A 25,495-nucleotide genomic window follows, 5' to 3' on the forward strand; every position below is an offset into this window, starting at 1 on the left:
ATGACCCGGAAGATGACGGAGCGTGTTCTCGGCTGTCGTGTCCGTGAGCCTTCGCCGGGGTGTTTCGCCCCGGTGATGGCGAGCGGTATCGTCTCGCGCGCCGCGGCGCCGCTGGGGCATCCGTGGGCCTCGGACGCGCTGTTCGCGGTGGCGGCCGGCGCGTACGCCGTGCTCACGGCGGCCGTGGTGCGGCGGCTGATCCGGCACCGGGACCGGGTCGTCCGCGATCTGAACGACCCGGCGAGGATCTTCGGGTTCTTCACCTTCGTCGCCGCCTCCGACGTGCTCGCCGCCAGGCCGGCGGACGCGCGATGGGCGCCGGTCGCGGCCGTGCTCCTGGTGGCGGCCGTGTCGGTGTGGGCGGCGCTGGCCGGACAGGTCGTCCGCGTCCTGCGCCGGTCCTGGGCCACGGCCCTGCGCCGGGCCGACGGCAGCTGGTTCCTGTCCGTGGTCGGCTTGCAGTCGGTGGTGCCGGCCGCCGCCGCGCTGCGCCTCGCGACCACCTGGCGCACGGCCGAACTGGTCTGCTGGGGCGCCGGGGTGTGTCTGTACGCCCTCGTCACCGGGGTGACGGCGATCAGGCTGCGGCGCCATCGGCTCACGGCACGCGAACTGACCCCGCCGTACTGGGTGGCCATGGGGTCCGGTGCGATCAGCGTACTGGCGGGCGCCCGGCTGCTGCCGGGCCTCGCGGCCGGATCGCCCCTGCGGCCGGTGACCGTCACCGTGCTGCTGACGGTGTGGTGCTGGGCGAGCTGCCTGCTCCCGCTGCTGGTGGCGGCCGGCGTGTGGCGGCACGGGGTGCGCCGGGTGCCCCTGGTGCACGACCCCGCCTGGTGGACCATCGTCTTCCCGCTGGGCATGTACGCGGTGGCCACCCAGGCCCTGGGCGCCGGAGCGGGGATCGCGCCGCCGGCCGGCCTCGGACGTGCCATGGCCTGGGCGGGAACGGTGGCCTGGCTCCTCGTCGCCACCGGAGCACTCGTACGGGGAAGCCGGGTGCCGACCCCGGAACCGGCCGGACACCGGGCGGCCGAGCTCTGTACCGGTGAACCGGCCGGACCCCCGGGGCCACCTTCGACCCGGTGAGCCGGCCGGGCCCTCAAGGCCACCTCCCGTCCGGTGAACCGGCCGGACACCGGGCGGCCGGCCCCCGTCCCGGAGCGGTTCCGGCCAGAAACGCGGGTCAAGGAACGGAAAAGCCGGAAAACCCGCCGCCCGACCCCCGTAAATACCGAACCGCCCCACCGCATTCCGTGTCGCGGCAGCTCACCGATGACGGCCGGCGGAAGAACTGAAACACGTTTTCGCGGCGGTCTCCCATTCGTCGCAAAGCGTGGGGCAAGACATTGCCAGCACGGTCCAAATGGCCGAAAGGCATGACGCGCACGCCCGGTGGCGGCGTGATGCTGAGGCGGCGAACGGGACCCGGCCGTACTCCACGACCGCGGATGTGAATTCGCCGAGAGGAGCCGGACAATGCGTCGTCGAAGGCGGGAGGAGGCGGAACGGGCCGCGGCGGCGGTGACCCGGCGTCTGCTGAGAGCGGGCAGCTCACTGAGGCGGACCGCGACGACCCAGGACCTGCGGGCCGTCATCGAGATCGACGAGGACGTCAACGACACCCCGTACCGCGACCGTTGGGCGCACGACAAGGTCGTCCGCTCCACCCACGGGGTCAACTGCACCGGCTCCTGCTCCTGGAAGGTCTTCGTCAAGGACGGCGTGATCACCTGGGAGACCCAGCAGACCGACTACCCGTCCGTCGGCCCCGACCGGCCGGAGTACGAGCCCCGGGGCTGCCCGCGCGGCGCCGCCTTCTCCTGGTACACGTACTCGCCCACCAGGGTCCGCCACCCGCACGCCCGCGGTGTGCTGGTCGAGCTGTACCGCGAGGCCAGGCAGCGGCTCGGTGACCCGGTGGCGGCCTGGGCCGAGATCACCACCGACCCGCTCAAACGGCTCCGCTACCAGTCGGCCCGGGGCAAGGGCGGCCTGGTGCGGATCGGCTGGGACGAGGCGCTGGAGATCGCCGCCGCCGCCCATGTGCACACCCTCCGGGAGCACGGCCCCGACCGGATCGCCGGCTTCTCGCCGATCCCGGCGATGTCGATGGCCTCGCACGCGGTGGGCGCCCGCTTCATGTCCCTGATCGGCGCCCCGATGCTGTCGTTCTACGACTGGTACGCCGATCTGCCGATCGCCTCGCCGCAGGTCTTCGGCGACCAGACCGACGTGCCCGAGTCGGGGGACTGGTGGGACGCGGCGTATCTGATGCTCTGGGGCTCGAACGTCCCGGTGACCCGCACCCCCGACGCCCACTGGATGGCCGAGGCCCGCTACCGGGGCCAGAAGGTCGTGGTCGTCTCGCCCGACTACGCGGACGCGACGAAGTTCGCCGACGAGTGGCTGCACCCCCACCCGGGCACCGACGGCGCCGTGGCCATGGCGATGGGGCACGTGATCCTGAAGGAGTTCTTCGTCGAGCGCCAGGTCCCGTACTTCACCGACTACGTCAAGCGCTTCACCGACCTGCCCTTCCTGGTCGAACTGCGCGAACGGGACGGCGGGCGCTGCCCGGTACCGGGGAAGTTCCTCACCGCGGCCGACCCGGACCTCGCCGCCGACGGTCTCGCGGCACACGTCGACGAGGACTCCCGCCACTGGATGCCGGTCCTGCTCGACGCCGCCTCCGACCGGGTGGTCGTCCCCAACGGGACGCTCGGCGACCGCTGGAGCCAGGGCGGTGAGGGCCGCTGGAACCTCGACCTCGGCGACATCGACCCGGTGCTCACCCTCCACCCGGAAGGGCGGTCCGTGGAGGTCGAGTTCCCGTGCTTCGAGGAACCGGGCGCCACGGTCCGCCGGGCCGTACCGACCCGGCGCGTCGGCGACCGGCTGGTCACCACCGTCCTCGACCTGATGCTCGCCCGGTACGGAGTGGCCCGCGACGGACTCGGCGGCAGCTGGCCCGCCGGCTACGACGACGCCTCCGCGCCCGGCACCCCCGCCTGGCAGGAGGCGATCACCTCCGTCCCCGCCGGGGCCGTCGTCCGGGCCGCCCGGGAGTTCGCGGGCACGGCGGAGAAGACCCGGGGCCGCTGCATGATCGTGATGGGGGCGGGCACCAACCACTGGTTCCACTCGGACACCATCTACCGTGGTTTCCTCTCGCTGCTCCTCCTCACCGGCTGCCAGGGTGTCAACGGGGGCGGCTGGGCGCACTACGTGGGCCAGGAGAAGGTACGGCCGTTCACGGGCTGGCAGCAGCTCTCCACCGCCGCCGACTGGGTCCGCCCGTCCCGCCAGATGGCCGGGACCCCGTACTGGTATCTGCACACCGACCAGTGGCGCTACGAGAGTTACGGCGCCGACGCGTTGGCCTCACCCACCGGACAGGGCCTGTTCGCCGGTCTGCACACCGCGGATCTGGTCACCCGGTCGATGCGGCTGGGCTGGATGCCCTCGTACCCCACGTTCACCGCCAACCCGCTCGACCTGGGGGACCGGGTCCGCGAGAGCGGACAGGACGCCGACACCTGGGTGGCCCGCCAACTCGCCCAACGAAATCTCGACTTCGCCTGCGAGGACCCCGACGCCCCCGAGAACTGGCCCCGTGTCCTCACCGTCTGGCGGGCCAACCTGATCGGCTCCTCCGCCAAGGGCAACGAATACTTCCTGCGCCACCTGCTCGGGGGACGGGACAACGCCTCCGCCCCCGAGGCCGGACCCGACGACCGTCCGTCCGACGTCACCTGGCGGGACGAGGCACCGCGCGGCAAGCTCGACCTGCTGCTGGCGCTCGACTTCCGGATGACGTCCACGACGCTCTTCGCGGACCTGGTGCTGCCCGCCGCCACCTGGTACGAGAAGCACGACCTCTCCAGCACCGACATGCACCCCTATGTGCACGCCTTCACCGCCGCGATCGATCCGCCCTGGCAGGCCCGCACCGACTTCGACATCTTCCACGGACTCGCCCGCAAACTGAGCGAACTCGCCGCGGGACGCCTCGACGTACGCCACGACCTGGTGGCCACCGCCCTCCAGCACGACACCCCGGGGGAGACCGCCCAGCCCGGCGGAGTACCCAGGGACTGGCGGGACGAGGGCACCGAGCCCGTCCCCGGACGCAACATCCCCGGATTCACCGTGGTCGAACGCGACTACACCGCCGTCGCCGGCCAACTCGCCGCGTTCGGCCCGCTCGCCGAACGCGACGGCATGCGGGTCAAGGGCGTCGGCGTCGTCCCGGCCGCCGAGTCCGCCTGGCTCGCCGCCCGCTGCGGTACGGCGCGCACCGGCCCCGCCAGGGGCAGACCCCTGCTCGACACCGACATCAAGTTCTGCGAGGCGATCCTCGCCCTGTCCGGCACCACCAACGGACGGATCGCCGCCGAGGGCTTCGACCGGCTCGCGGAACGGGTCGGCGCCGCGTCCGGGCTCGCCGCCCTCGGCGCCTCGGTGGCGGAACGCCGCGTGGTGTTCAGCGACACCCAGGCACGCCCGGTACAGGTCGGGGCCAGCTTCGAATGGTCCGGCAAGGAGGCACCGGACCGCCGCTACGCGCCGTTCACCATCAACACCGAGCACCGCAAGCCCTGGCACACCCTCACCGGCCGCCAGCACTTCTACCTCGACCACGACTGGATGGCCGAGCTGGGTGAACAACTGCCCGTGTACCGGCCACCGCTGGACATGGCCGCGCTCGGCGAGTCCGGCGCGGGCCCCGCCGGGGACGAACGCACGGTCACCGTGCGCTACCTCACCCCGCACTCCAAGTGGTCCATCCACTCCGAGTACCAGGAGAACCTGATCATGCAGACCCTGGCGCGCGGCGGCCCCGTCATCTGGATCAGCGTGCCCGACGCCGAGACCGTCGGAGTCGCCGACAACGACTGGATCGAAGCCGTCAACACCAACGGGGTGGTGGTCGCCCGCGCCGTGGTCTCCCACCGCATGCCGGCCGGCACGGTGTTCATGTACCACGTACAGGAACGCCTGGTGAACGTCCCCAGGTCCGAGACCACCGGCGGACGCGGCGGAGTGCACAACGCCCTCACCAAACTGCTCGTCAAACCGACCCACCTCATCGGCGGCCACGCACAGCTCTCGTTCTCCCCCAACTACTACGGGCCGACCGGGAATCAGCGTGACGCCGTCACCGTGATCCGCCGCCGCTCCCAGACCGTGGAGTACTGACATGTTCCGCAGCACACCGGCGGCCCCCCGGGTGATGGCCCAGGTGGCCATGGTCATGAACCTCGACAAGTGCATCGGTTGCCACACCTGCTCGGTCACCTGCAAACAGACCTGGACCAACCGGCAGGGCACCGAGTACGCGTGGTTCAACAACGTCGAGACCCGCCCCGGCCAGGGCTACCCCCGGGGCTACGAGGACCAGGACCACTGGAAGGGCGGCTGGGAACTCAGGAACGGCCGGCTCACCCCGCGCACCGGAGGCCGGGCCCGCCGCCTCGCCCGCCTCTTCGCCAACCCCGAACTCCCCACCCTCGACGACTACTACCAGCCCTGGACGTACGACTACGAGAACCTGACCGGAGCACCCCTGGGCGACGACGTGCCCACCGCCGAACCGCTCTCCCTCATCGACGGCCGCCCCACCGCCGTGACCTGGGGCCCCAACTGGGACGACGACCTCGGCGGCGGACCCGCCCACCTCGCGGGCGACCCCGTCCTCAGGAAGATGACCGAGAAGGTCGGCCTGGAGTACGAGCAGGCGTTCATGTTCTACCTGCCGCGCATCTGCGAACACTGCCTCAACCCGTCGTGCGTCGCCGTCTGCCCGTCCGGCGCGATGTACAAGCGGATCGAGGACGGCATCGTCCTCGTCGACCAGGACCGCTGCCGGGGCTGGCGGATGTGCGTCAGCGGATGCCCGTACAAGAAGGTCTACTTCAACCACCGGAGCGGCAAGGCCGAGAAGTGCACCTTCTGCTACCCGCGCATCGAGGCGGGCGAGCCCACCGTCTGCTCCGAGACCTGCGTGGGACGGCTGCGCTACCTCGGCGTCATGCTCTACGACCCCGACAAGGTCGGCGAGGCGGCGTCCGTCACCGACGAGAAGGACCTGTACGAGGCCCAGCTCGGCTGCTTCCTCGACCCGAACGACCCCCAAGTGGCTCGCGCGGCCGAGGAGTCCGGAATCCCGCACGACTGGGTCGAGGCCGCCCGGCGCTCACCGGTACGCGCCCTGATCACCGAGTACCGGGTCGCGCTGCCGCTGCACCCGGAATACCGCACCATGCCGATGGTCTGGTACATCCCCCCGCTCTCCCCGGTCGTCGACGCGCTCACCGCCACCGGCCACGACGGCGAGGACCCGGTCAACCTCTTCGGCGCCATCGACTCGCTGCGCATCCCCGTCGGCTACCTCGCCGAACTGTTCACGGCGGGCGACCCCGACCCGGTCGAGGCGGCGCTCTGCCGGCTGGCCGCCATGCGCAGCCACATGCGCCGGGTCAATCTCGGCGAGGAACAGGACGCGGGGATCGCCCGCGCGGTCGGCATGGACCAGGAGGGCATCGAGGCGATGTACCGGCTGCTCGCCCTCGCCAAGTACGACGAGCGGTACGTCATCCCCACCAGCTACACCGTCCGCCCCGGCCACGACGGATCGGTGAACGACGGGTGCAGCCTGGACGGCGACGATCTGCCCGGCATGATGCCCGAGGCGTTCCCCGGCCCGGCGGACGCCTTCCACACGCCCCCGACGGCCGAGCCCGCCGCCACGTCCGGCCAGGCCGGACGGGTCAACCTGCTCAACTGGGACGGCAACGGGCGCCCCAGCGGCCTCTTCCCCCAGTACGGTCCGCGGCCCGGGGAGGTCACCTGATGTCCCTGCCCGCCGTCCACCAGTCGGCCGCGCTGCTCCTCGGCTACCCCGACCACACCTGGCCCGTCCGCCTCCGGACGGTGGCCGACAGCCTGACCCAGCTGTCGGGCCCCGGCACCGGACCACTGCGGAGCTTCTGCGCCGCCGTACGGGACACATCCCCGATGGCACTCGCCGAGCACTACATCCTGACCTTCGACCGCAGCCGTCGCCGCACCCTGTACCTCACCTACTACACCGACGGCGACACCCGCCGCCGCGGCGGTTCCCTCGCCGAGTGGAAGGCCCGCTACCGTGCCCACGGCTGGGAGACACCCCCGGACGACCTTCCCGACCACCTGCCGCTGGCCCTGGAGTTCGCCGCCCGCTGCCCCGAGCCCGGAGCGGCGCTGCTCCAGGAACACCGGGCGGCGCTCGAACTGCTCCGCATGGCCCTCACCGACCACGGCACCCCCTACGCGGACGTGCTGCGCGGTGTCTGCGACAGCCTCCCCGGCCCCGCGCCCGCCGACCGGGCCGCCGCCCTGCGACTGGCCCGCAGCGGCCCCCCGGTCGAACTGGTGGGCCTGCCCCCGTTCGCCGCCCCCGCCCCGGCCACTTCCATCCCCACCCCCACCGCCGCGCCCAACGGCCGCCGTACGGAAGAAGCGGGCCGATGACCCATCTGCGCACCGCCCTCTGGGGCGTGCTGCCCTATCTGGTCGTCGTCGTCTTCGTCACCGGCACGGCCTGGCGCTACCACTTCGACCGCTTCGGTTTCACCACCCGCTCCAGCCAGCTCCACGAACACCGGCTGCTGCGCGTCGCGAGCCCGCTCTTCCACTACGGACTCCTCTTCGTCATCGCCGGTCATGTCGTCGGCCTGCTGGTCCCCGAGGCCCTGACCGAGCGGCTGTACGTCGGAGAACGGCTCTACCACGCCAACGCCCTGCTCGTCGGCGGCGCCGCGGGTCTCGCCGCGGTCACCGGCCTGGGACTGCTCCTGTACCGACGCCTGCGGGTACCGGCCGTCCGGGCCGCCACCAGCCGCAGCGACCGCGTGGTCCACCCCCTGCTCCTGGTCACCCTGCTCGCCGGTCTCACGGCCACCGCGTCGGGGGTGCCGTCGGGCTCGTACGACTACCGCGAAGGGGTCTCGGTCTGGTTCCGCAGCCTGTTCACCCTGGCCCCCGACGTGAACGCCATGGCCCACGCGCCTCTCGTCCACCAGGCCCACGCGCTGTTCGGCCTGGCGCTCTTCGCGCTCTGGCCCTTCAGCCGCCTCGTGCACGCGTTCACCGCGCCACTGGCCTATCTGGCCAGACCGTACGTGGTCTACCGGTCCCGCACCCCGAGCGGCCTCCCACCCCACCCAGCCCGGCCCCCCCGTGCCCCGGCCACGCGGAGAACGCCGCGCCCGAGAGCCGGGCGGTGAGGGGACGGGGGCGGATCGCCTCATGGGAGGCGGATACGCGGAAGGACACCGTCGTCACCGTGACGACGGAGTCATGGACACGGTCTAGGTTTCCGTGGTCAGCAGGTGGGGGGCGTGCTGTTCGACCGCCTGCCTCAACTCGCGAAGCGACGGGTTGACCATGGGATGACCGGCCACGGTCACCGTGGGGACTGTTTCGTTTCCGTTCGCCACGCCGCGGACGAACGCGGCCGCCTCAGGGTTCCGCCAGATGTTGACCTTCGTGTACCGCAGTTTCGTGAAGGCCAGTCGAAAACGCAGCTTCATGCAGTACATACAGCCAGGGCGCCAATAGATCACTACGCCGCGGTCATCCGAAGCCATGCTGAACCCCTTGTCGTCGTGCCGGGACGTCGAGCCGGTGTGCCGTGGCCGTAAGGGTACGGGCGGGCGGTGCCACCGTCGCCGTCCGCGCGGAGCCGCGAGCCCGGTGCGCCGTAGATCTTGAAGCTGGTCTCCGCCGTGCCGAAGGCTCGTCGGATGTGCGGACGGTCGAGCCGTCCGCCGGCGGTATCACCGATGACGACAACGACAACCGCCGCGTCCTCGCCGTCCTCACCTACCTGAACAACCCCTGACGCGCCTCGGCCCACCGCAGGAGTGAGGCGCGGTGGCGGGCGCGGGACAGCCCTTAGCGGGCACCGCTGTCGGGCCGACCGGCCGGCGGCGACCCCGGAGGTTCGACGAGCCCCAAAACGGTCCGGCTGCGGGCGTTGACCGCCGCGACACGGGCGCTCAGCAGCTCGGCGGGGCTGAGCACCCTGACTCGGTCCGGCTCGGCGTCCCATTCCCGCCCGCCACCGAGCGGACGCAACTGGAGGTACGGCCCCTCCCGGCCCATGACGACACCGACCCGATCGCGAGCGGGATCGTGGACGCTGTCGCCGACGGCGGGTACGGAGACGGGAGTTGGAGCCGGGACCGGGTGGTGTGCGCCCGGCCCCGGCCCTGGTCCGGAGCCGTCGGTCACCGACGGGTTCCCTTCTCGATGACAGCGGCCAGGGCGAGCGCGACGGGAGCGGAGCAGACGCCGAGGTGGACGAGGGCGTACCGAACCTCGCCCCTGCGCCCCGACTCGCGCTCCTCGCCGTGCCCGGTGGCCGTCCCCGGCTCGTGGGCGTGGACGACGTCCGCCCAGGGGGTGCGGACATCCATGGCGGGGAGCTGGATTCCGGCCTGCCTGAGCGCGGCGGCGAGGGCGTCGCGGGCCTCCAACGCCTCCCGGGTCCTGGCCGCTCCGGCCGTCGTGTTCCGCCTCTCGACGGCAGCGGCGGAAGCGCGGGTGAGGGTGGCTTGCGGTGTCCTGCGGGGGAGGGCCGGCGGACTGACCGTCATGGTGACTTCCTTCGGATGGTTGTTGCGCGGATTCGCTGCCCCGGGCCGCAGGTCGTGAACTACGTTGCGTGAGGGGGTCATTACGAGAATGGCCTGGTCACGGGCAGAACTCACCGAGGGCGGGTGCTGCTTCCCCGGCGGAAAACTCAAGTTCCACACGTTCCATGGAGGGCGCGATGCCGACGAGGCGGACGGTCACAGGACGCAGCAGGGAACCACGCGCGCGGTTCGCGGAGGAGCTACGGCTCCTGCGCACCGCACGCGGCGACAGTCTGCGGCAGCTCGGCGAACGCCTGGGCTGGGACTGGTCGCTGTTCGGCAAGATGGAGAAGGGCGAGACGGTCGGTGGCCCCGAGGTGGTGCAGGCGCTGGACCACCACTACGGGACACCGGGGCTGTTGCTGGCGCTGTGGGAGCTGGCGGTCAGCGACCAGACGCAGTTCAAGGAGCGGTACCGGCGCTACATGGCGCTGGAGGCGGAGGCCACGAGCTTGTGGCACTTCGCGGTGAGCGTGCTTCCAGGGCTCTTGCAGACGGCGGAGTACGCGCGGGCGCTTCTGGTAGCGGGCGGCATCAAGGGCGAAGCCCTGAATCAGCAGGTCGAAGCACGGATGGGGCGACGGGAACTGCTGGCGAGCGAAGATCCGCCGCAGTTTCGGACGATCCTGTCGGAGGCAGTGCTACGGACACCGTTGCGGGAGCCGGAGCGTTGGAGGAAGCAACTGGAGTACCTGCTGGAGGTGGGGGAGCGGGACGAGGTGACCATTCAGGTGTCTCCGTTCAGCGTGGGACTGCACGGTCTGACCAACGCGGACGTGATGTTTCTTCGCTTGTCCGATGGGCGTACCGTGGCCTATGCCGAGAACGGGTACCGAGGTGAACTCATCGAGGAAACTGTGCCGGTTGAGCGGTTGCAACGTGCCTACGATTCGGTTCGCGACCTGGCGCTGACACCAGCCGAGTCGCGAAAGTTCATTCTGCGCATTCTGGAGGAAGTACCGTGCGATCCCCCGACCTGACCGCAGCGACTTGGCGTAAGAGCAGCTACAGCAACCAGGATGGCGGCCAGTGCCTGGAGGTTGCTGATGGCTTCGCCGCTGTGGTTCCCGTACGAGACAGCAAGAACGCACACGGTCCCGTGCTCGCGTTCGCGGCAGACGGCTGGTCGTCGTTCGTCTCGGCTGTGAAGGACGGCGACCTGCGCGCCTGACGCATCCAGCTGTACGAGACGGCCTCAGCCGACCAGTCACTGGTCGGCTGAGGCCGTCGGTGTCTTCGCCGGCCCGCACGGCTGGTGCTTCCGGGAATTTTTATTCCGGCCATGATTTTGTGCCGAATTCAGGCCAAGATGAACCAGGAGATCAGGTATCGGTCGCTTGCGAGCAGTCCGTTTACCTTCCTGTAAAGATCGTGGTCCGGCCAACAATCCGCTGCACGGGATCACCGGTCGAGCAGCCAGTACCATCGACAGCGAAAACGGTGGGTACGGGTAAGGGAGAGGTACATGCGGCCACGCGTGGACGAAATGCTCGACTATTGCACCCTTGAGGTCGCGATGACTGTCTGTGGCGGCGTCTGGAAGATCAGCATCTTGAAATACCTGTTCCAGGGAACGTTGCGTTTCGGTGAACTGAACCGCGCGATGCCGGACATCACCCCGCGCATGCTCACCCGGCAGCTGCGCGATCTGGAGGAGGACGGTCTGGTCACGCGGACCGTCTACCGGGAGGTCCCGCCGAGGGTGGAGTACTCGCTGACCGAGATCGGGGCGAGCCTCAAGGACCTGGTGGGGCAGCTTGAGGAATGGGGCAACTGGTACCGCGAGCAGATCCGCAAACCGGCCCGGATCGAACCGCCGGTACCGGAGTCGATGGCGGACTCCGGCGCGGTCTGACGCCTTCCGTCCTGGCGCGGCCTGACCCCGTGTCGCCTGGTTCGGTCTGCCTGTGGCTGCCGGGGAGCGGGGGAGTGGGGAGTCGGGAACACCCCGGCGGGCAGCCACGGTGGCGTTCTTGCTTGTCGTCGGTGGGCGGGTCAGGCCGTGGTCTGTTCCTGCCGCAGGGTGGCCGCCGCGACCGCGGGGCCGGCGGGGCGCAGGAGGACGGCGGTCAGTGCGGCGAGGATCAGCAGAGCGGCTGCCACCGTCGCGGTCGTGACCGAGAACCCCGTCTCGTAGGCACTCCGGGCGCCGGCGCGCAGCGCGCCTCCTGCTGGACCGGGAAGTCTGTCGGCCAGGTCCATCGCGGCGCTCAGCGATTCGGACGCGGCGTCGGACTCGTCGGAGGTCAGTCCGCCGACCGGATCGAGGTTGGCCCCGTACGCCAGTGTGACGATGATGCCCATCGCCGCGACACCGAGTCCCGCCCCGAGGGAGAAGCCGACCTCCTGCACGGCCCCGGCCTCCGCGGCCCGCTCGGGCGGTGCGGCGGTCATCATCGAGTCGGCGCCCAGCGTCATGACCATGCCAGCGCCGAGGCCGACCCCGACCAGTGAGGCGAGGTTGCCCGCCGCACCGAACGCCGCCAGGGCGATCAACGCGACGGCGAGCACCGACACCCCGGTCGTCACCCCCCACCGGTTGCCGACGGCCGCGGCCAGCTTCGGGGCCACCACACCACCGAGCGCGCTGGCGACCGCCACCGGGACCAGCGTCAGCCCGGACTTCAACGGCGAGTACCCGTCGACCAGTTGCAGTTGCTGGGTCAGCAGGAAGAGCAGGCCCGTGTAGGCGCCGTAACAGACGAGAATCGACACGGTGGACACCGAGAAGCGCCGGTCGGTGAAGAGCCGCATGTCGAGCAGCGGGTTGGTGATACGGCGCTGGCGCACGGTGAAGGTCACCAGCAGCGCCACACTCGCCACGCCCACGGCGATCGTGACCGGCGAGAGGTTCCCGGGCTGGCCGATGTGCTGCAACGCGTACACCGCGCCGGCCAGACCGAGGATGGAGAGCAGCGCGCTGGGGACGTCGAAGCGGCGTGCGTCGGGGTTACGGGACTCGGGGACCAGCACGATGACGGCCACCACGGCGAGTACCGCGATCGGGACATTGACCAGGAAGACCGCGCCCCAGGAGTACTTCTCCACCAGCACGCCGCCCAGTACCGGGCCGAGTGCCGCGCCGGTGCTGGAGCTCGCCACCCACAGTCCGTAGGCCAACGAGCGCTCGCGGGCCACCGGGAAGACGACCCGGATGATGACGACGGTGCTGGAGAGCATCATCGCGTAGCCCAGCCCCTGGACGGCCCTGGCCGCGATGAGCTGCCCCGGCGCCGAGGAGAGCGCCGCCGCCAGCGAGGCGAGCGCGAAGGTGGACACCCCCGTCACCAGGAGCCGCTTGCGTCCGACCCGGTCCCCGACCGTCGAGCAGACCACGAGGGTCGCCGCCACGGTGAGCGGGTAACCGTCCGTGATCCACAGCAGTTCCGAACTCGACGGAAGCAATTCCCTCCCCACCGTCGGCAGCGCGACATTGAGAATGGTGAGATCCATGCCCCCCATGAGCATCCCGGCCAACAGAACGGCCAATACCGCCCAGCGGCGGGGAGCTGATTCTTCTTCCGTCATAGGGCCATGGTGCAGAGGGACATGGCGCGAGACAAGTACGGAATTTTTTGTCCCCTGGGGACAGAAAGTGTACTGTCCCCGACCAGCCGGAACGAGGACAGCGCCGGGCCGCCCGGAACAGCGGTGCCGGGTGCGTCGGATTTCCTTCCGGGTGCCCCGTTTCCGCCGACGCCGAACCGCTTCGAAGGTTTTCGTACAGAGATTTGGAAGCCGGATCTGTAAGCGGTTCGGCAGTGGTGTGATGGCAGTCCCGCGACGGCAGCGGTGTGCCGACCGGACTCCGGCCAGCGGCGGATCTACTGGCTGTCGAGCAGTCGCATGAAGCGCGGCGGCCCGCTCACCGACGGCAGGGCGGCGATCGCTTTCGCGGCGCTGAGCAGGGACGGTTCACCCACCGTCGCCGTGAGCAGCACGAGTCTGTCCCGGCCCGCCGTCCGCCGCCGCTGTACGGAGTCGACGGGCAGGCCGTGCGCCCGCAGGACCGAGGACACCTCGTCGAGGGCCACGGTCGCGTCGGTGACCTCGACGCCGAGGTGGTAACGGGTGCGCAGATCCCGCATGGTGCGCGCCCGCAACGGCAGGGCGACCGGGGCCGTGGTCCCGTGGTGACCGAGCAGCCGCCGCCTGGTGGCGGTCACCAGGTCCCCGACGACCGCGCCGGCGGTGGGTGTCCCCCCGGCGCCGGCGCCGCGGAACAGCAACGGCCCTGCGTCGGCCGCCTCCACGAGCACCGCGTTGTCGGCGCCCGGCACGTCGGCGAGCGGATGACCGCGCTCGACCATCACGGGATGCACCCGTACCAGGACGCCCTCCTCGCCGTCCCGGTGACCCGGGCCGGCCGCCCGCTCCAGCACGGTGACCAGCTTGACCACCCGGCCGCAGGCCCGCGCGTCCGCCACATCCGTCGCGGTCACCGCGGTGATGCCCTCACGGTGGACGTCCTCCCGCAGGACCCGGGTGTGGAACGCCAGCGAGGCCAGGATCACCGCCTTGGCCACCGAGTCCTCCCCCTCGACATCGGCTGACGGGTCGGCCTCGGCGTATCCGCGGTCGACGGCCTCGCGCAGCGCGGCCGTGAAGTCGTCACCGGTCCCCGTCATACGGTCCAGGACGTAATTGGTGGTTCCGTTGACGACGCCGACGACGCGGGTGACCCGGTCACCGCCGAGCGCGTCGCGCAGCGGTCCCAGCAGGGGTATCGCCGCGGCCACGGACGCCTCGTAGTACAGGCCGACGCCATGGTGTGCGGCGGTCTCGTGGAGGGCCTGCCCGTGCTCGGCCAGCAGCGCCTTGTTGGCACTCACCACGCAGGCGCCGTGCTTCATGGCCGTGACCGCCAGCGTGCGGGCCGGCTCGGTGCCGCTGAGCAGTTCCACGACGATGTCGATGTCGTCGCGTTTGACCAGCCCCAGCGCGTCGTCGGTCCACAGCCGCGGATCGATGCCGACGCCCCGCGGCCGGGAGAGGTCCCGTACGGCGACACCGGCCAGTTCGACGGGTGCGCCGATCCGGGCGGCCAGCGCCGGGCCCGCCCCGTGCAGCCGCCGTACGACTTCCGTGCCCACCACTCCGCAGCCGAGCACGGCCACCTTCAGGGGTTCGGCATTCATCTCGGCGCCCTTTCGCAGTGGCATGGTCAGCGTCCCGTCCCGGCGTGCACGACAGCGTCGGTGGTGCTGTCCAGACCGAGACCGTGGTGCAACGCCCGTACCGCGTGATCGAGTTGAGCGGTGTGGCACAGGGCGGAGACCCGGATCTCGGAGGTGGAGACCGACGGGACGGCGACACCGGCGTCGGCCAGGGTGCGGCGCAGGGTGGCCATGACCCCCGCCCCGCCACGGATCGCGGCCCCCACGAGGGAGACCTGGCCGACGTCGGTGTCGCACCGCACCCGCCCGTACCCGATGCGGGTGCGGTGCTGCTCCAGCAACAGCAGGGCCCGCGGCCCGTCCGTGTCCGGCACGGTGAAGGTCACTTCGCTCCGCTGCGGACCGGAGAGGTTCCGCAGTATGTCGACGGGTGTTCCGACCGCCGCCAGTACGTCGAGGACGTGGGCCATCGCAGGGAGTTCGGCGGGGAAATCCGTCACGGTGATCTTCGCGATCGACCGGGTGTGCGTCACGCCCGTGACGGACGAACCCTCCCCGGACGTGTCCCGCGTACCGTTCGAGACGAGGGTCCCCGGATGGTCCGTGAAGGAGGAGCGGACGTGGATGTCGACGTCGTGACGGCGGGCGTACTCCACACACCGCGGCATGAGCACCTTCGCGCCGGTGGCCGCCATCTCCAGCATCTCGGCGTGGCTGACGGTCTCCAGCAGCCGGGCCCGGGGGACGAGGCGGGGGTCGGCGGAGTACACACCGTCCACGTCGGTGAAGATCTCGCACCGGTCGGCCCGCAACGCCGCGGCCAGCGCGACCGCCGTCACGTCCGACCCGCCGCGCCCCAGCGTCGTGGTGTCACCGGTCTCCCGGCACACCCCCTGGAACCCCGCCACCAAGGGGATCGATCCCCGGTCCAGCAGCTCTCGCACCCGGTCCGGCACCACGTCCACGATGTCCGCGCCGCCGTGGTTCGAATCCGTGAACACCCCCGCCTGCGCGCCGGACAGCGAGTGGGAGGTGCCCCCCAGATCATGGATGGCCATGGCCATGAGCGCGTTGGAGACCCGCTCCCCGGAGGACAGCAGCATGTCCATCTCCCGCGCCGGACGCCTGCCGCTCACCTTCTCCGCGAGGTCGATCAGCTCGTCACTGGTGTCTCCCATCGCTGAGCACACGACGACCACTTCATGACCACCGCGCCGGGTGTGGAGGACGCGCTCGGCGACCTGTCTTATCCGGTCCGGACCCTGTAGTGAGGACCCGCCGTACTTCTGGACGACCAGCACTTGCCTGCTCCATTCGACATCGTGAACATCCGGTGGGCGCCGAGGAAAAAGCCTCGGCGCCCGAGCGGACCCGGGCCGGGTCGGACCCGCGCCGTGCCGCGCCGCCCACGGTGGGCGGCGCGGCACGGCGGCCGGCTCAGAAGGCCGAGTCGAGCCAGGTCGCGACCGCCCGCGCGGTCGAGTCCGCGAACTCGTCGATCATCGAGACGTGGCTGCCCGGCACGGTCACCTCGGTGTGCGGCAGCGGCCAGGTGGAACGCTCCCCGCCGTCCTCCCCGGGCAGCTCCGTGGCCCGGACCATCAGCGTCGGCTCGACGGTCCGCCGGGGCGACCAGCCGCGGAACAGACCGAGGTAGCGGCCCATCGCGGTCAGATTCGCGTCGTCGACCAGGTCGGCGACCTCCGGCTTGGTGGCCAGCTCCTCGAAGAGCGTCGACTGGATGCGCAGAATCTCCGCGTCCCCCGGCAGATAGCTGTCCAGCAGCGCGACGCCCGCGATCGTTGCCTCCCCGTCCAGCGCCTCGGCCACCGCCTGGGCGAGCCAGCCGCCCGAAGAGTAGCCGACCAGGACGAACGGCTGGTCCGGAACACACGCGCGGACCGCTTCGGCCTGGGCCGCCACGAGCGATTCGACGGTCCCGGGCAGCGACTCCCCGTCGGCGTAGCCGCCCGCCGTCAGCGAGTACACGTCCCGCTCGCCCCGGAAGACCGAGGCGAACCTGGCGAATTGGTACGGGCTCGCCGGGGCGACGAAGGACGGCAGGCACACCAGCGCCGGCTGCCGCTCGCCCCGGGAGAACCGGATCGGCGGCCGGGCAGGCGCGATCCGCTCCGAGGCCGGCCGCAGCCGGGAGGCGGCAGCCAGCATGTCGAGCCCTTCACTGATCAGACCGGTCGCGCACGCCGAGCGGAACAGCGACATCAGCGGCGTGGACGCGGTACCGGCCGGTGCGCCGGGCTCCACCGCGGTCCCCGGCGTGCCGGCCACCCCCACCCCCGGGTCGGTCACGGCCGCCGCCCCGGATGCGGACTCGGACTCCTCGTCGGCCGCCGACTCGGACTCGGTCAGCAACTCCTCGACCACCTTGGTCAGCTGATCGACCGTCGGATGGTCGAACAGCACCGTCACGGGCAGCCGGACGCCGGTGAGCGACGCCAGCCGGGTACGCAACTCCATCGCGGACAGCGAATTGAGACCGAGTTCGGTGAACGTCTCGGTCGCCTCCACGCTGCCGCCCGTACCCAGGCCCAGCGCCAGCGCCAACTCCTCGGCGATCACCCCGGCCAGCAGCTCGGAGCGCTCCTGACCGGTCAGCCCGGCCAGCCGCCCCACCAGCCCCGGAGCGCGCGGGGCGGCCGTGGTGACATGCACCCCGGTACGGTCGAGCCAGTACCGCTCGCCCTGGAACGCGTAGGTGGGCAGCTCCGCCGGCGCGGCACCGACCCGCTCGAACACCCCGGCCCAGTCGACGGCCACGCCGTCGGCGAACAACTGCGCGGCGGACCGGAAGAGTTGCGCCATGTCACCGTTGTCCCTGCGCAGCGTCCCGGTGACAACCGCGTCGCCGCCCACCGCGTCCACCGTGTCCTGAATCCCGACGGTCAGCACCGGGTGGGGGCTGACCTCGATGAACACGGTGTGCTTGGCGTCCAGCAGAGCCTCTGTGGTCTCCTTCAGCCGGACCGTACCGCGCAGATTGCGGTACCAGTAGTCCTCGTTCAGCTCCCGGGTGTCCAACCGCTCGGCCGAGACCGTCGAGTAGAACGGCACCTCGGACCGCTGCGGCCGGATACCGGACAGGGCCGCGGTCATCTCCTCCCGTACGGCCTCCACATGAGGTGAGTGCGAGGCGTAGTCCACCGGCACCATCCGGACGCGTACCCCGTCGGCGGTCAGCTGGTCGCGCAACTGCTCCACCGCGCCCAGATCACCGGCCACCACCGTCGAGGCGGGCCCGTTGACCGCCGCCACCGACAGCTGTCCGGCCCAGGGCTCCAGCAGTGTGCGGACCCGGTCCTGGGCGATCGGCACGGACAGCATGCCCCCATGGCCGGCGATCGCGAGGAGCGCCCGGCTGCGCAGCGCCACGACACGGGCGGCGTCCTCCAGCGAGAGCGCACCCGCCACGTACGCGGCGGCGATCTCCCCCTGGGAGTGGCCCACGACGGCCGACGGTACGACGCCGAGTCCCCGCCACACCTCGGCCAGCGACACCATCACCGCGAACAGCACCGGCTGTACGACGTCGACCCGGTCCAGACCGGGCGCGCCGGGTGACTCCCGCACCACCTCGATCAGGTTCCAGTCGGTGTGCTCCGCCAGCGCACGCTCGCACCGGGACATGGCAGCGGCGAACTCCGGCGAGGTGTCGAGCAGTTGGGTCGCCATGCCGGTCCACTGCGAGCCCTGGCCCGGGAAGACGAGGACGACCTTGTCCCGGCCGCGCGCGGCGATCGGTGTCACCTGGCCGGCCACCGCGTCGGTGAGCCCGGCCAGCAACTCCGCACGGTCCGTACCGACCACCACCGCGCGGTGGTCCAGGACCGCACGGGAGGCGGCGAGACCGGCCCCGATCTCCGCCGGGTCCCAGTCGTCCAGCCCGGCCAGGTGCTCCCGCAGCCGCTCGGCCTGGGCCTGGAGCGCCCGTGGGCTCCGGGCGGTCACCACCCAGGGCACGGCGGGCAGGGGGTTCGGTGTGGGGTGGGGGTGTGTTTGTGGTGCTTGTTCGATGATGACGTGGGCGTTGGTGCCGCTGATGCCGAAGGAGGAGATGCCGGCGCGTCGGGGTTTGTCCTTGTTCTGCCAGGGTTGGGGTTGGGTGAGGAGTTGGACGGTGCCGGTGGTCCAGTCGACGTGTTGGGTGGGTTTGTGTATGTGGAGGGTGGGGGGGAGTAGTTGGTGGTGGAGGGCCATGATCATTTTGATGATTCCGCCGACTCCGGCGGCGGCTTGGGTGTGTCCGATGTTGGATTTGAGTGATCCGAGCCAGAGGGGTGTTGTGCGGTTCTGTCCGTAGGTGGCGATGAGGGCTTCTGCTTCGATGGGGTCGCCGAGTCGGGTGCCGGTGCCGTGGGCTTCGACGGCGTCGATGTCGGTGGGGGTGAGGTGTGCGTCGTGGAGTGCTTGGGTGATGACGCGTTGTTGTGAGCGGCCGTTGGGTGCGGTGAGGCCGTTGGAGGCGCCGTCCTGGTTGATGGCTGTGCCGCGTAGTACGGCGTGGATGCGGTGTCCGTTGCGTCGGGCGTCGGAGAGCCGTTCGACCAGGAGCAGTCCCACGCCCTCGGCCCAGCCCGTGCCGTCGGCGTCGTCCGAGAACGACTTCGACCGGCCGTCCGGAGCCAGCCCCCGCTGCCGGCTGAACTCCACGAAGGTGCCGGGCGTGGACATCACTGTCGCACCACCCACCAGGGCCAGTGAGGTCTCGCCCGAGCGCAGCGCCTTCGCCGCCAGATGCAGCGCCACCAGCGAGGACGAGCACGCCGTGTCCACGGTCACGGTCGGACCGGTCAGGTCGAACATGTACGACAGCCGCCCGGAGATCACGCTGGCGGTGTTGCCGGTCAGCAGCACCCCCTCCAGTTCCTCGGGCATCTGGTGAACCGGCGGGGCGTAGTCGTGGTACATCGCGCCGACGAAGACGGCTGTGTCGCTGCCGCGTACGGTCTGCGGGTCGATTCCGGCGTTCTCGAAGGTCTCCCACGCGGTCTCCAGCAGCAGTCGTTGCTGCGGGTCCATGGCCACCGCCTCGCGTGGTGAGATGCCGAAGAAGGAGGCGTCGAACTGGTCCGCGTCGTACAGGAACCCGCCGCCCCGGGCGTAGGTCCGTCCCGCCGCGTCGGGGTCGGCGTCGTACAGGTCCTCGGCCCAGCCGCGATTCGCCGGGAAGTCCCCGATGGCGTCACGTCCCTGCACGACCAGGTCCCACAACTGCTCGGGGGACCCGACCCCGCCCGGATACCGGCACGCCATCCCCACCACGACCAACGGGTCGTCACCGCCACCCGCTCCGGCGGATTCGGCCGGTGCGGCGGTGGCCACCGGGGCGGCGGCCACCGCCGGTCCTGCCAGCCGCTCGTCGAGGTAGGAGACCACGTCGTCCGGGGTCGGGTGGTCGAAGACCAGCCCGGTCGGCAGAGGGAGCCCCACCGCGGCACTGAGCTTGTTGCGGAACTCGACGGCCATCAACGAGTCGAAGCCGAGATGGCGGAAGGAATCCGTGGTCCGGACGCCGGCGGAGTCGCCGTGGCCGAGTGCTTCGGCGGCCCGGGTCCGCACCACCTCGGACAGCCGCTCGCGCCGCTCCGCCTCGGACAGGCCCGACAGCCGGAGACCGTCCTGCGCCTGCGCACGGGGCCGCTCCCGGCGCCGGGGCGCTTTGCCGCCGGCCAGCCGGCGCAGCAGGACGGGTACGTCTGCGCCCGAGGACCGGGCGACGGTGAGGTCGAGCCGCAGCGCCGCGAGCGCCGGATGGTCCGTGGCGAGGGCGCGGTCGAACAGGGCGAGCCCCTCGGCGTGGCTCAGCACACCGACCCCGGCGCGTGCCATCCGCTGGATGTCGTTGTCCGCCAACGACTGCGCCATGCCGCCCTGTTGTTCCCACAGGCCCCAGGCCAGCGAGGTGGCCGCCAGACCGTGTGCCCTGCGGTGGTGGGCGAGCGCGTCGAGAGAGGTGTTGGCGGCGGCGTAGTTCGCCTGTCCCGCCGCGCCGATCAGTCCGGAGATCGAGGAGTACAGCACGAACGCGGACAGATCGAGGTCGCGGGTCAGTTCGTGCAGGTTCCAGGCCGCGTCCGCCTTGGGGCGCAGCACATCACGCAGCCGCTCCGGGGTGAGCGCGGTGATGATGCCGTCGTCGAGGACGCCCGCGGTGTGCACCACGGCTGACAGCGGACGGTCCACCGGGATCGACGCGAGCAGCCCGGCAAGTGCGTCACGGTCGCCCACGTCGCACGCCTCCAGCCTGACCTGGGCGCCCAGCGCCGACAGTTCGGCCACCAGGTCGGTCGCGCCGGGTGCCTGTCCACCGCTCCGGCTGACCAGCAGCAGTTGCCGTACGCCGTGGTGCGACACGAGGTGGCGGGCGAGCAGTCCGCCGAGCGCCCCGGTGGCACCGGTGATCAAAACGGTGCCCGTGGGACCGAACGCGGACCGTTCCTCGACCGGGTCACTCACCGGGGACAGCTCGGGTACGGAGGCGGCGCCGTCGCGCAGGACCAGCTGCGGCTCGCCGGAGGCGACGGCCGCGGCGAGGGCCCGCTCCGACTCCGCGGTGCCGTCGGTGTCGAGCAGCACCACCCGTCCGGGGTGCTCGGTCTGCACGGACCTGACGAGCCCCCAGGCCGCCGCGGCGGCCGGATCGGCTTCCCCGTCCCGGGTCAGGACGACCAGGGTGGCGCCGCCGAACCGGTCGTCGGCCAGCCAGCGCTGTACGGTCTCCAGCACGGGGATCGTTGCCTCGGCCGCGATCGATCCGGTCCTGGTCGAACTGGTCGTGGTCGAGCCGGTCACGGGAAGCACGACGACCGGCGGAAGGTCGGCCGCCGCCAGATCCTCGGCGGAACGAAGGATGTACGGAGCCGCTTCCGACGCGCCGAGTGTTCCGGTCGCGCCGGTCGCCCCGGTTTCTCCGTCTTCTCCGTCTCCTTCGGCTTCTTCGTTTTCGGCCAGTGGGATCTCCCGCCACCGCACGGTGAACAGCGACGGCCGGTCGTCGGTCCGACCGAGCGCGTCGGCGGGGATCTCCCGCCACCGCAGCTCCTGCACGGTCGCGACCGGCGCGCCCGTGTCGTCGCCGACGACCACTGACACGGTGTCGCGGCCGGACCGGCGGAACGCGACACGGAGCCTGGTGACCCCCTCGGAGTGCAGCCGAACCCCGGACCAGGAGAACGGCAGCCGGGTCGGCCCCGACTCCTCGACCACCCCGGGCAGCAGTACATGCAACGCGGCGTCCAGCAACGCCGGATGCAGCAGGAACGTTTCGCCGGGCTGCTCCTGATCCAGCTCGACCTCCGCGAAGAAGCTGTCGTCGTCGGCCCAGGCGGTGCGCAGTCCCTGGAAGGCGGGGCCGTACTCGTAACCGTGCGCGGCGACCCGCTCGTAGACGTCGTGCAGATCGACTTCCGCGGCGCCCGACGGCGGCCAGTCGGCCGAGAGCGCGTGGGCCGCCGGGACGGCAGGGGCCGCCGGAGTGTCCGACAGACTGCCGACGGCATGGAGCACCCACTCGCCGTCCCGCCGGGTGTGCACGCTGAGGTCGCGCCGACCCGACCCGTCGGCTCCGGAGAGCGTGAGCTGCAACTGGACGCCGCCGCTCGGCGGCACCACGAGCGGGTGGGTGAGCGTCAGTTCGTCAACCGTCGCACGGTCGACGAAGTCGGCCGCGTACCACGACATCTCGACAAACGCGGTGGCGGGCAGCACGACGGTGTCCAGCACCGTGTGATCGGCCAGCCATGGGTGCGTCGACAGCGAAAGCCGTCCGACGAAGGTGACTCCGTCCCCGTCGGCCTGCTCGATCGCGGCGCCGAGCAGCGGGTGCCGGAGCGGGCTCAGCCCGGCTGCGGCAAGGTCGGTGCCGCCGGCCGAGGGCGTCAGCCAGTGGCGTTGGCGTTGGAAGGGGTAGGTGGGGAGGTTGATGGTGCGGGGGTTGGTGTGGTGGTAGGCGTGGGTCCAGTTGATGTGGGTTCCGTGGGTGTGGAGGTGTGTGAGGGCGTTGATGAGTGTTTCGGGTTCGGGTTTTCCTTTGCGGAGGAGGGGGGTTGCGGTGGTGTGGGGGTGTTGGGTGTTTTCGGGGATGAGGGCGGTGAGGGTGGTGTGGGGGCCTATTTCGAGGTAGGTGCGTATGCCGTGGGTTTCTGCGGTGTGGATGGCGTCGTGGAATCGGACGGGTTGGCGTGCGTGGTTGGTCCAGTGGTCGGGTGTGCTGAGGTGTTGTTGGGTGAGGGGTTGGCCGGTGACGGTGGAGATGATGGGGATGAGGGGTGTGGTGAAGGTGAGGGTGGATGCGATGTGGTGGAACTGGTCGAGCATGGGTTCCATGTGGGGGGAGTGGAATGCGTGGCTGACGGTGAGCCGTTTGGTCCGGTGTCCTTGTTCGGCGAGTTGGTTGGCGATGTTGAGGGTGGCGTTTTCGTCGCCTGCGATGACGATGGAGGTGGGGCCGTTGACGGCTGCGATGTTTACCCGGTCGGTGAGGAGGGGTTGGACTGTTGTTTCGGTGGCGTTGACGGCGATCATGGCTCCGCCTGGTGGCAGTGCTTGCATGAGTCGGCCTCGGGCGCGTATGAGGGTGGCTGCGTCGGGGAGGGTGAGGGCTCCGGCGGCGTGGGTGGCGGCGATTTCTCCGATCGAGTGTCCGATGAGGTAGTGGGGTGTGATGCCCCAGGAGGACATGAGGCGGAAGAGGGCGATCTCGATCGCGAAGAGTGCGGGCTGTGTCACTTCGGTTTCGTCGAGTCGTTCGCCTGAGAAGACTGCCTCGCGCAGTCCGAGTCCGTCGAAGTGTGCGAAGACTTCGTCCAGGGCCTCGGCGAACACCGGGTACCGTGCGTACAGTTCGGCGCCCATCCCGGGGTGTTGCGCACCCTGACCGGTGAAGAGGAATCCCAGCCCACCGGAGACCACCGGGGTGTCCGGTGCCTCGGCTGTGTCCGGTGTTTCGGTCACTCGGTCCAGTCCGGCCAGTAGTTCCGCACGGTTCGTACCCGTCACCACCGTGCGGTGCTCGAAGGTGGTACGGGTGGTGGCCAGTGACCAGCCCACGTCGACCGGGTCCCAGTCGCCCAGTGTGTCCAGGTGCTTGCGTAACCGCACCGCCTGGGCCCGCAAAGCCGCAGGCGAACGCCCCGACAACACCCACGGAGTGACCGGCGGCGCCGTGGCGGCACCGGGCCTGTCCGGGAGCGATACCGGCGATTCGGCCACCACCACATGGCAGTTGGCGCCACCCATGCCGAACGAGCTGATCCCGGCGGTCAGCGGACCGTCCGTGGCGGGCCAGTCGTCCAGCTCCGTCTGCACGGCGAGGCGGAGGGCGTCGAAGGGGATCTCCGGATTCGGTGTCCGGTAGTGCAGGCTCGCGGGCAACTGCCGGTGCCACACGCTCAGCGCGACCTTCAGGAAGCCGGCGATACCGGCCGCCCCCTCCAAGTGCCCGAGGTTGGTCTTCACCGAGCCGACACGCAGCGCACGGCCGGAACCGGCGGTGCCGACCACCGAGCCCAGCGCGGCGGCCTCGATCGGGTCGCCGACCTTCGTCCCGGTACCGTGCAACTCCACGTACTGCACGGCGCCGGGATCGACCCGGGCGTTCTCGTAGGCCAGCCGGAGGACTTCGCGCTGGGCCCGCTCGTCCGGGGTGGTCATGCTGACGCCGCCACCGTGGCCGACCGCGCTGCCCCGCACCACGCAGTAGATCCGGTCGCCGTCGGCCACCGCGCGGGCCAGTGGTTTGAGCACGACGGCGCCGCCGCCCTCACCCCTGACGTACCCGTTCGCCTCGGCGTCGAAGGTGCGGCAGCGCCCGTCGGGGGAGAGACCGCCCCACTTGGTGGAGATGACCGAGGTCTCCGGCAGCAGGCTCAGGTTGACCCCGCCGGCGATCGCCACCTCCGACTCCCCCCGGCGCAGACTCTCGCAGGCGAGGTGCAGGGCGACCAGGGACGAGGACTGCCCGGTGTCCACGACCAGACTGGGGCCGGTGGCGCCCAGGAAGTAGGACAGCCGGTTCGCGATCATTCCCCGGTGCACGCCGGGCATCGTGTGCTGGGTGCTCTCGGCGACCGCGTCCTGGTACACCAGGCGCGCGAAATCGTCCCAGATGGAGCCGATGAACACCCCGGCCCGGCGCCCGCGCAGCACTTCGGGCCGCATCCGGGCGTCCTCCAACGCCTCCCAGCCCAGTTCGAGCATGAGTCGCTGCTGGGGGTCCATCATCGCCGCCTCGCGCGGAGACAGGCGGAAGAAGGCCGGGTCGAAGCGGTCGATGTCGTCGAGGAAGGAGCCCCAACGGGAGTTCATCCGGCCGGCGGCTGTTCGATCGGTGTCATGGAAGGCGTCCACGTCCCATCGATCCGGTGGCACTTCGCTGATCACGTCGCGGCCTTCGCGCAGCAGCGTCCACAGTTCCACGGCGGTCGACGCCTGTGCGAAACGCGCGGACATTCCGACAACGGCGATCGCGTCGGCCGAGTTCGACGGAAGCTCACCTGCGGACATCGAGGACCTGTTCACGGTGTTCCTCTTCTCCAGGGCGGTTCGGGTACGGGGGTGCGGAACGGGGTGTGCGGCGAGGGGCGCTGAACGGGGTGTGCGGCGAGGGGCGCGGGACCGGCCGGGACCGCGACGGACGGATCGGCCGACGGACGGCCCTCAGCGGACGGACGGCCCTCG

The 25,495-nt window shown here is 70.9% G+C and carries 14 protein-coding genes and 1 pseudogene; 8 read left to right on the plus strand and 7 right to left on the minus strand.

What is annotated here, in order from left to right; genetic code table 11:
• The 5 genes from PZB75_RS25450 (at position 1) to narI (ending at position 8,270) form a co-directional block, all read left to right on the plus strand.
• On the plus strand, positions 1-1,089 hold the full coding sequence (locus PZB75_RS25450; RefSeq protein WP_275537621.1) for a tellurite resistance/C4-dicarboxylate transporter family protein: 1,089 nt from the start codon (positions 1-3) through the stop codon (positions 1,087-1,089).
• Positions 1,090-1,479: 390 nt separating this feature from the next.
• Entirely contained in the window at positions 1,480-5,202 is a 3,723-nt protein-coding gene (locus PZB75_RS25455) for a nitrate reductase subunit alpha (protein ID WP_275537622.1), read from the plus strand.
• 1 nt (position 5,203) lies between these two features.
• The gene (gene narH, locus PZB75_RS25460; protein ID WP_275537623.1) at positions 5,204-6,856 is read left to right on the plus strand and encodes a nitrate reductase subunit beta; all 1,653 of its coding nucleotides are present in this window, start codon (positions 5,204-5,206) and stop codon (positions 6,854-6,856) included.
• Positions 6,856-7,515: a nitrate reductase molybdenum cofactor assembly chaperone gene (narJ, locus tag PZB75_RS25465; RefSeq protein WP_275537624.1), complete on the plus strand. Its 660-nt coding sequence runs from the start codon at positions 6,856-6,858 to the stop codon at positions 7,513-7,515. The genes narH and narJ overlap by 1 nt, the downstream gene beginning before the upstream one ends.
• The gene (narI, locus tag PZB75_RS25470) at positions 7,512-8,270 is read left to right on the plus strand and encodes a respiratory nitrate reductase subunit gamma (RefSeq protein ID WP_275537625.1); all 759 of its coding nucleotides are present in this window, start codon (positions 7,512-7,514) and stop codon (positions 8,268-8,270) included. Before narJ ends, narI begins: the two co-directional genes overlap by 4 nt.
• Before the next feature lie 84 nt (positions 8,271-8,354).
• Here the strand turns inward: narI and PZB75_RS25475 are convergent, their stop codons facing one another.
• The 3 genes and pseudogenes from PZB75_RS25475 to PZB75_RS25485 form a co-directional block, all read right to left on the minus strand.
• Positions 8,355-8,633 (minus strand): glutaredoxin domain-containing protein, encoded by a 279-nt coding sequence (locus PZB75_RS25475; RefSeq protein WP_275537626.1) that lies wholly within the window; start codon positions 8,631-8,633, stop codon positions 8,355-8,357.
• A 307-nt stretch (positions 8,634-8,940) separates the two neighbouring features.
• Positions 8,941-9,165: pseudogene (locus PZB75_RS25480) on the minus strand (hypothetical protein); the annotation flags it as partial.
• A 110-nt stretch (positions 9,166-9,275) separates the two neighbouring features.
• Positions 9,276-9,644 carry a hypothetical protein gene (locus PZB75_RS25485; protein ID WP_275537627.1) on the minus strand — a complete coding sequence of 123 codons (369 nt, stop codon included), beginning with the start codon at positions 9,642-9,644 and terminating at the stop codon, positions 9,276-9,278.
• A gap of 176 nt (positions 9,645-9,820) precedes the next feature.
• On the opposite strand from PZB75_RS25485, the gene PZB75_RS25490 reads away from it, so the two are divergent.
• From PZB75_RS25490 to PZB75_RS25500, 3 genes are all read left to right on the plus strand, one after another.
• A complete protein-coding gene (locus PZB75_RS25490; protein WP_275538860.1) occupies positions 9,821-10,663 on the plus strand; it encodes a helix-turn-helix transcriptional regulator in 843 nt (280 codons plus the stop codon).
• Positions 10,645-10,854 carry a DUF397 domain-containing protein gene (locus PZB75_RS25495; protein ID WP_275537628.1) on the plus strand — a complete coding sequence of 70 codons (210 nt, stop codon included), beginning with the start codon at positions 10,645-10,647 and terminating at the stop codon, positions 10,852-10,854. The genes PZB75_RS25490 and PZB75_RS25495 overlap by 19 nt, the downstream gene beginning before the upstream one ends.
• Positions 10,855-11,148: 294 nt before the next feature.
• Positions 11,149-11,538, plus strand: coding sequence for a helix-turn-helix domain-containing protein (locus tag PZB75_RS25500; RefSeq protein WP_275537629.1), 390 nt, complete (start codon positions 11,149-11,151; stop codon positions 11,536-11,538).
• Positions 11,539-11,678: 140 nt separating this feature from the next.
• Here PZB75_RS25500 and PZB75_RS25505 read toward each other — a convergent pair whose 3' ends face one another.
• From PZB75_RS25505 to PZB75_RS25520, 4 genes are all read right to left on the minus strand, one after another.
• Complete coding sequence (locus PZB75_RS25505) at positions 11,679-13,211, minus strand: MFS transporter (protein ID WP_275537630.1); 1,533 nt, start codon at positions 13,209-13,211, stop codon at positions 11,679-11,681.
• 296 nt (positions 13,212-13,507) lie between these two features.
• Positions 13,508-14,821 carry a homoserine dehydrogenase gene (locus PZB75_RS25510; RefSeq protein WP_275537631.1) on the minus strand — a complete coding sequence of 438 codons (1,314 nt, stop codon included), beginning with the start codon at positions 14,819-14,821 and terminating at the stop codon, positions 13,508-13,510.
• Between the two features lie 26 nt (positions 14,822-14,847).
• Positions 14,848-16,101, minus strand: coding sequence for an aspartate kinase (locus tag PZB75_RS25515; RefSeq protein WP_275537632.1), 1,254 nt, complete (start codon positions 16,099-16,101; stop codon positions 14,848-14,850).
• Between the two features lie 136 nt (positions 16,102-16,237).
• Entirely contained in the window at positions 16,238-25,336 is a 9,099-nt protein-coding gene (locus tag PZB75_RS25520) for a type I polyketide synthase (RefSeq protein WP_275537633.1), read from the minus strand.
• Between the last annotated feature and the right edge of the window lie 159 nt (positions 25,337-25,495).

This window comes from Streptomyces sp. AM 4-1-1, from assembly GCF_029167625.1.
Lineage (GTDB): Bacteria > Actinomycetota > Actinomycetes > Streptomycetales > Streptomycetaceae > Streptomyces.

Bases quoted from the DNA above. Each gene is read 5' to 3' on its own strand.
- PZB75_RS25450 (WP_275537621.1), top strand. From the start codon at position 1: ATGACCCGGAAGATGACGGAGCGTGTTCTCGGCTGTCGTGTCCGTGAG.
- PZB75_RS25455 (WP_275537622.1), top strand. From the start codon at position 1,480: ATGCGTCGTCGAAGGCGGGAGGAGGCGGAACGGGCCGCGGCGGCGGTG.
- narH (WP_275537623.1), top strand. From the start codon at position 5,204: ATGTTCCGCAGCACACCGGCGGCCCCCCGGGTGATGGCCCAGGTGGCC.
- narJ (WP_275537624.1), top strand. From the start codon at position 6,856: ATGTCCCTGCCCGCCGTCCACCAGTCGGCCGCGCTGCTCCTCGGCTAC.
- narI (WP_275537625.1), top strand. From the start codon at position 7,512: ATGACCCATCTGCGCACCGCCCTCTGGGGCGTGCTGCCCTATCTGGTC.
- PZB75_RS25475 (WP_275537626.1), bottom strand. From the start codon at position 8,633: ATGGCTTCGGATGACCGCGGCGTAGTGATCTATTGGCGCCCTGGCTGT.
- PZB75_RS25485 (WP_275537627.1), bottom strand. From the start codon at position 9,644: ATGACGGTCAGTCCGCCGGCCCTCCCCCGCAGGACACCGCAAGCCACC.
- PZB75_RS25490 (WP_275538860.1), top strand. From the start codon at position 9,821: ATGCCGACGAGGCGGACGGTCACAGGACGCAGCAGGGAACCACGCGCG.
- PZB75_RS25500 (WP_275537629.1), top strand. From the start codon at position 11,149: ATGCGGCCACGCGTGGACGAAATGCTCGACTATTGCACCCTTGAGGTC.
- PZB75_RS25505 (WP_275537630.1), bottom strand. From the start codon at position 13,211: ATGACGGAAGAAGAATCAGCTCCCCGCCGCTGGGCGGTATTGGCCGTT.
- PZB75_RS25510 (WP_275537631.1), bottom strand. From the start codon at position 14,821: ATGAATGCCGAACCCCTGAAGGTGGCCGTGCTCGGCTGCGGAGTGGTG.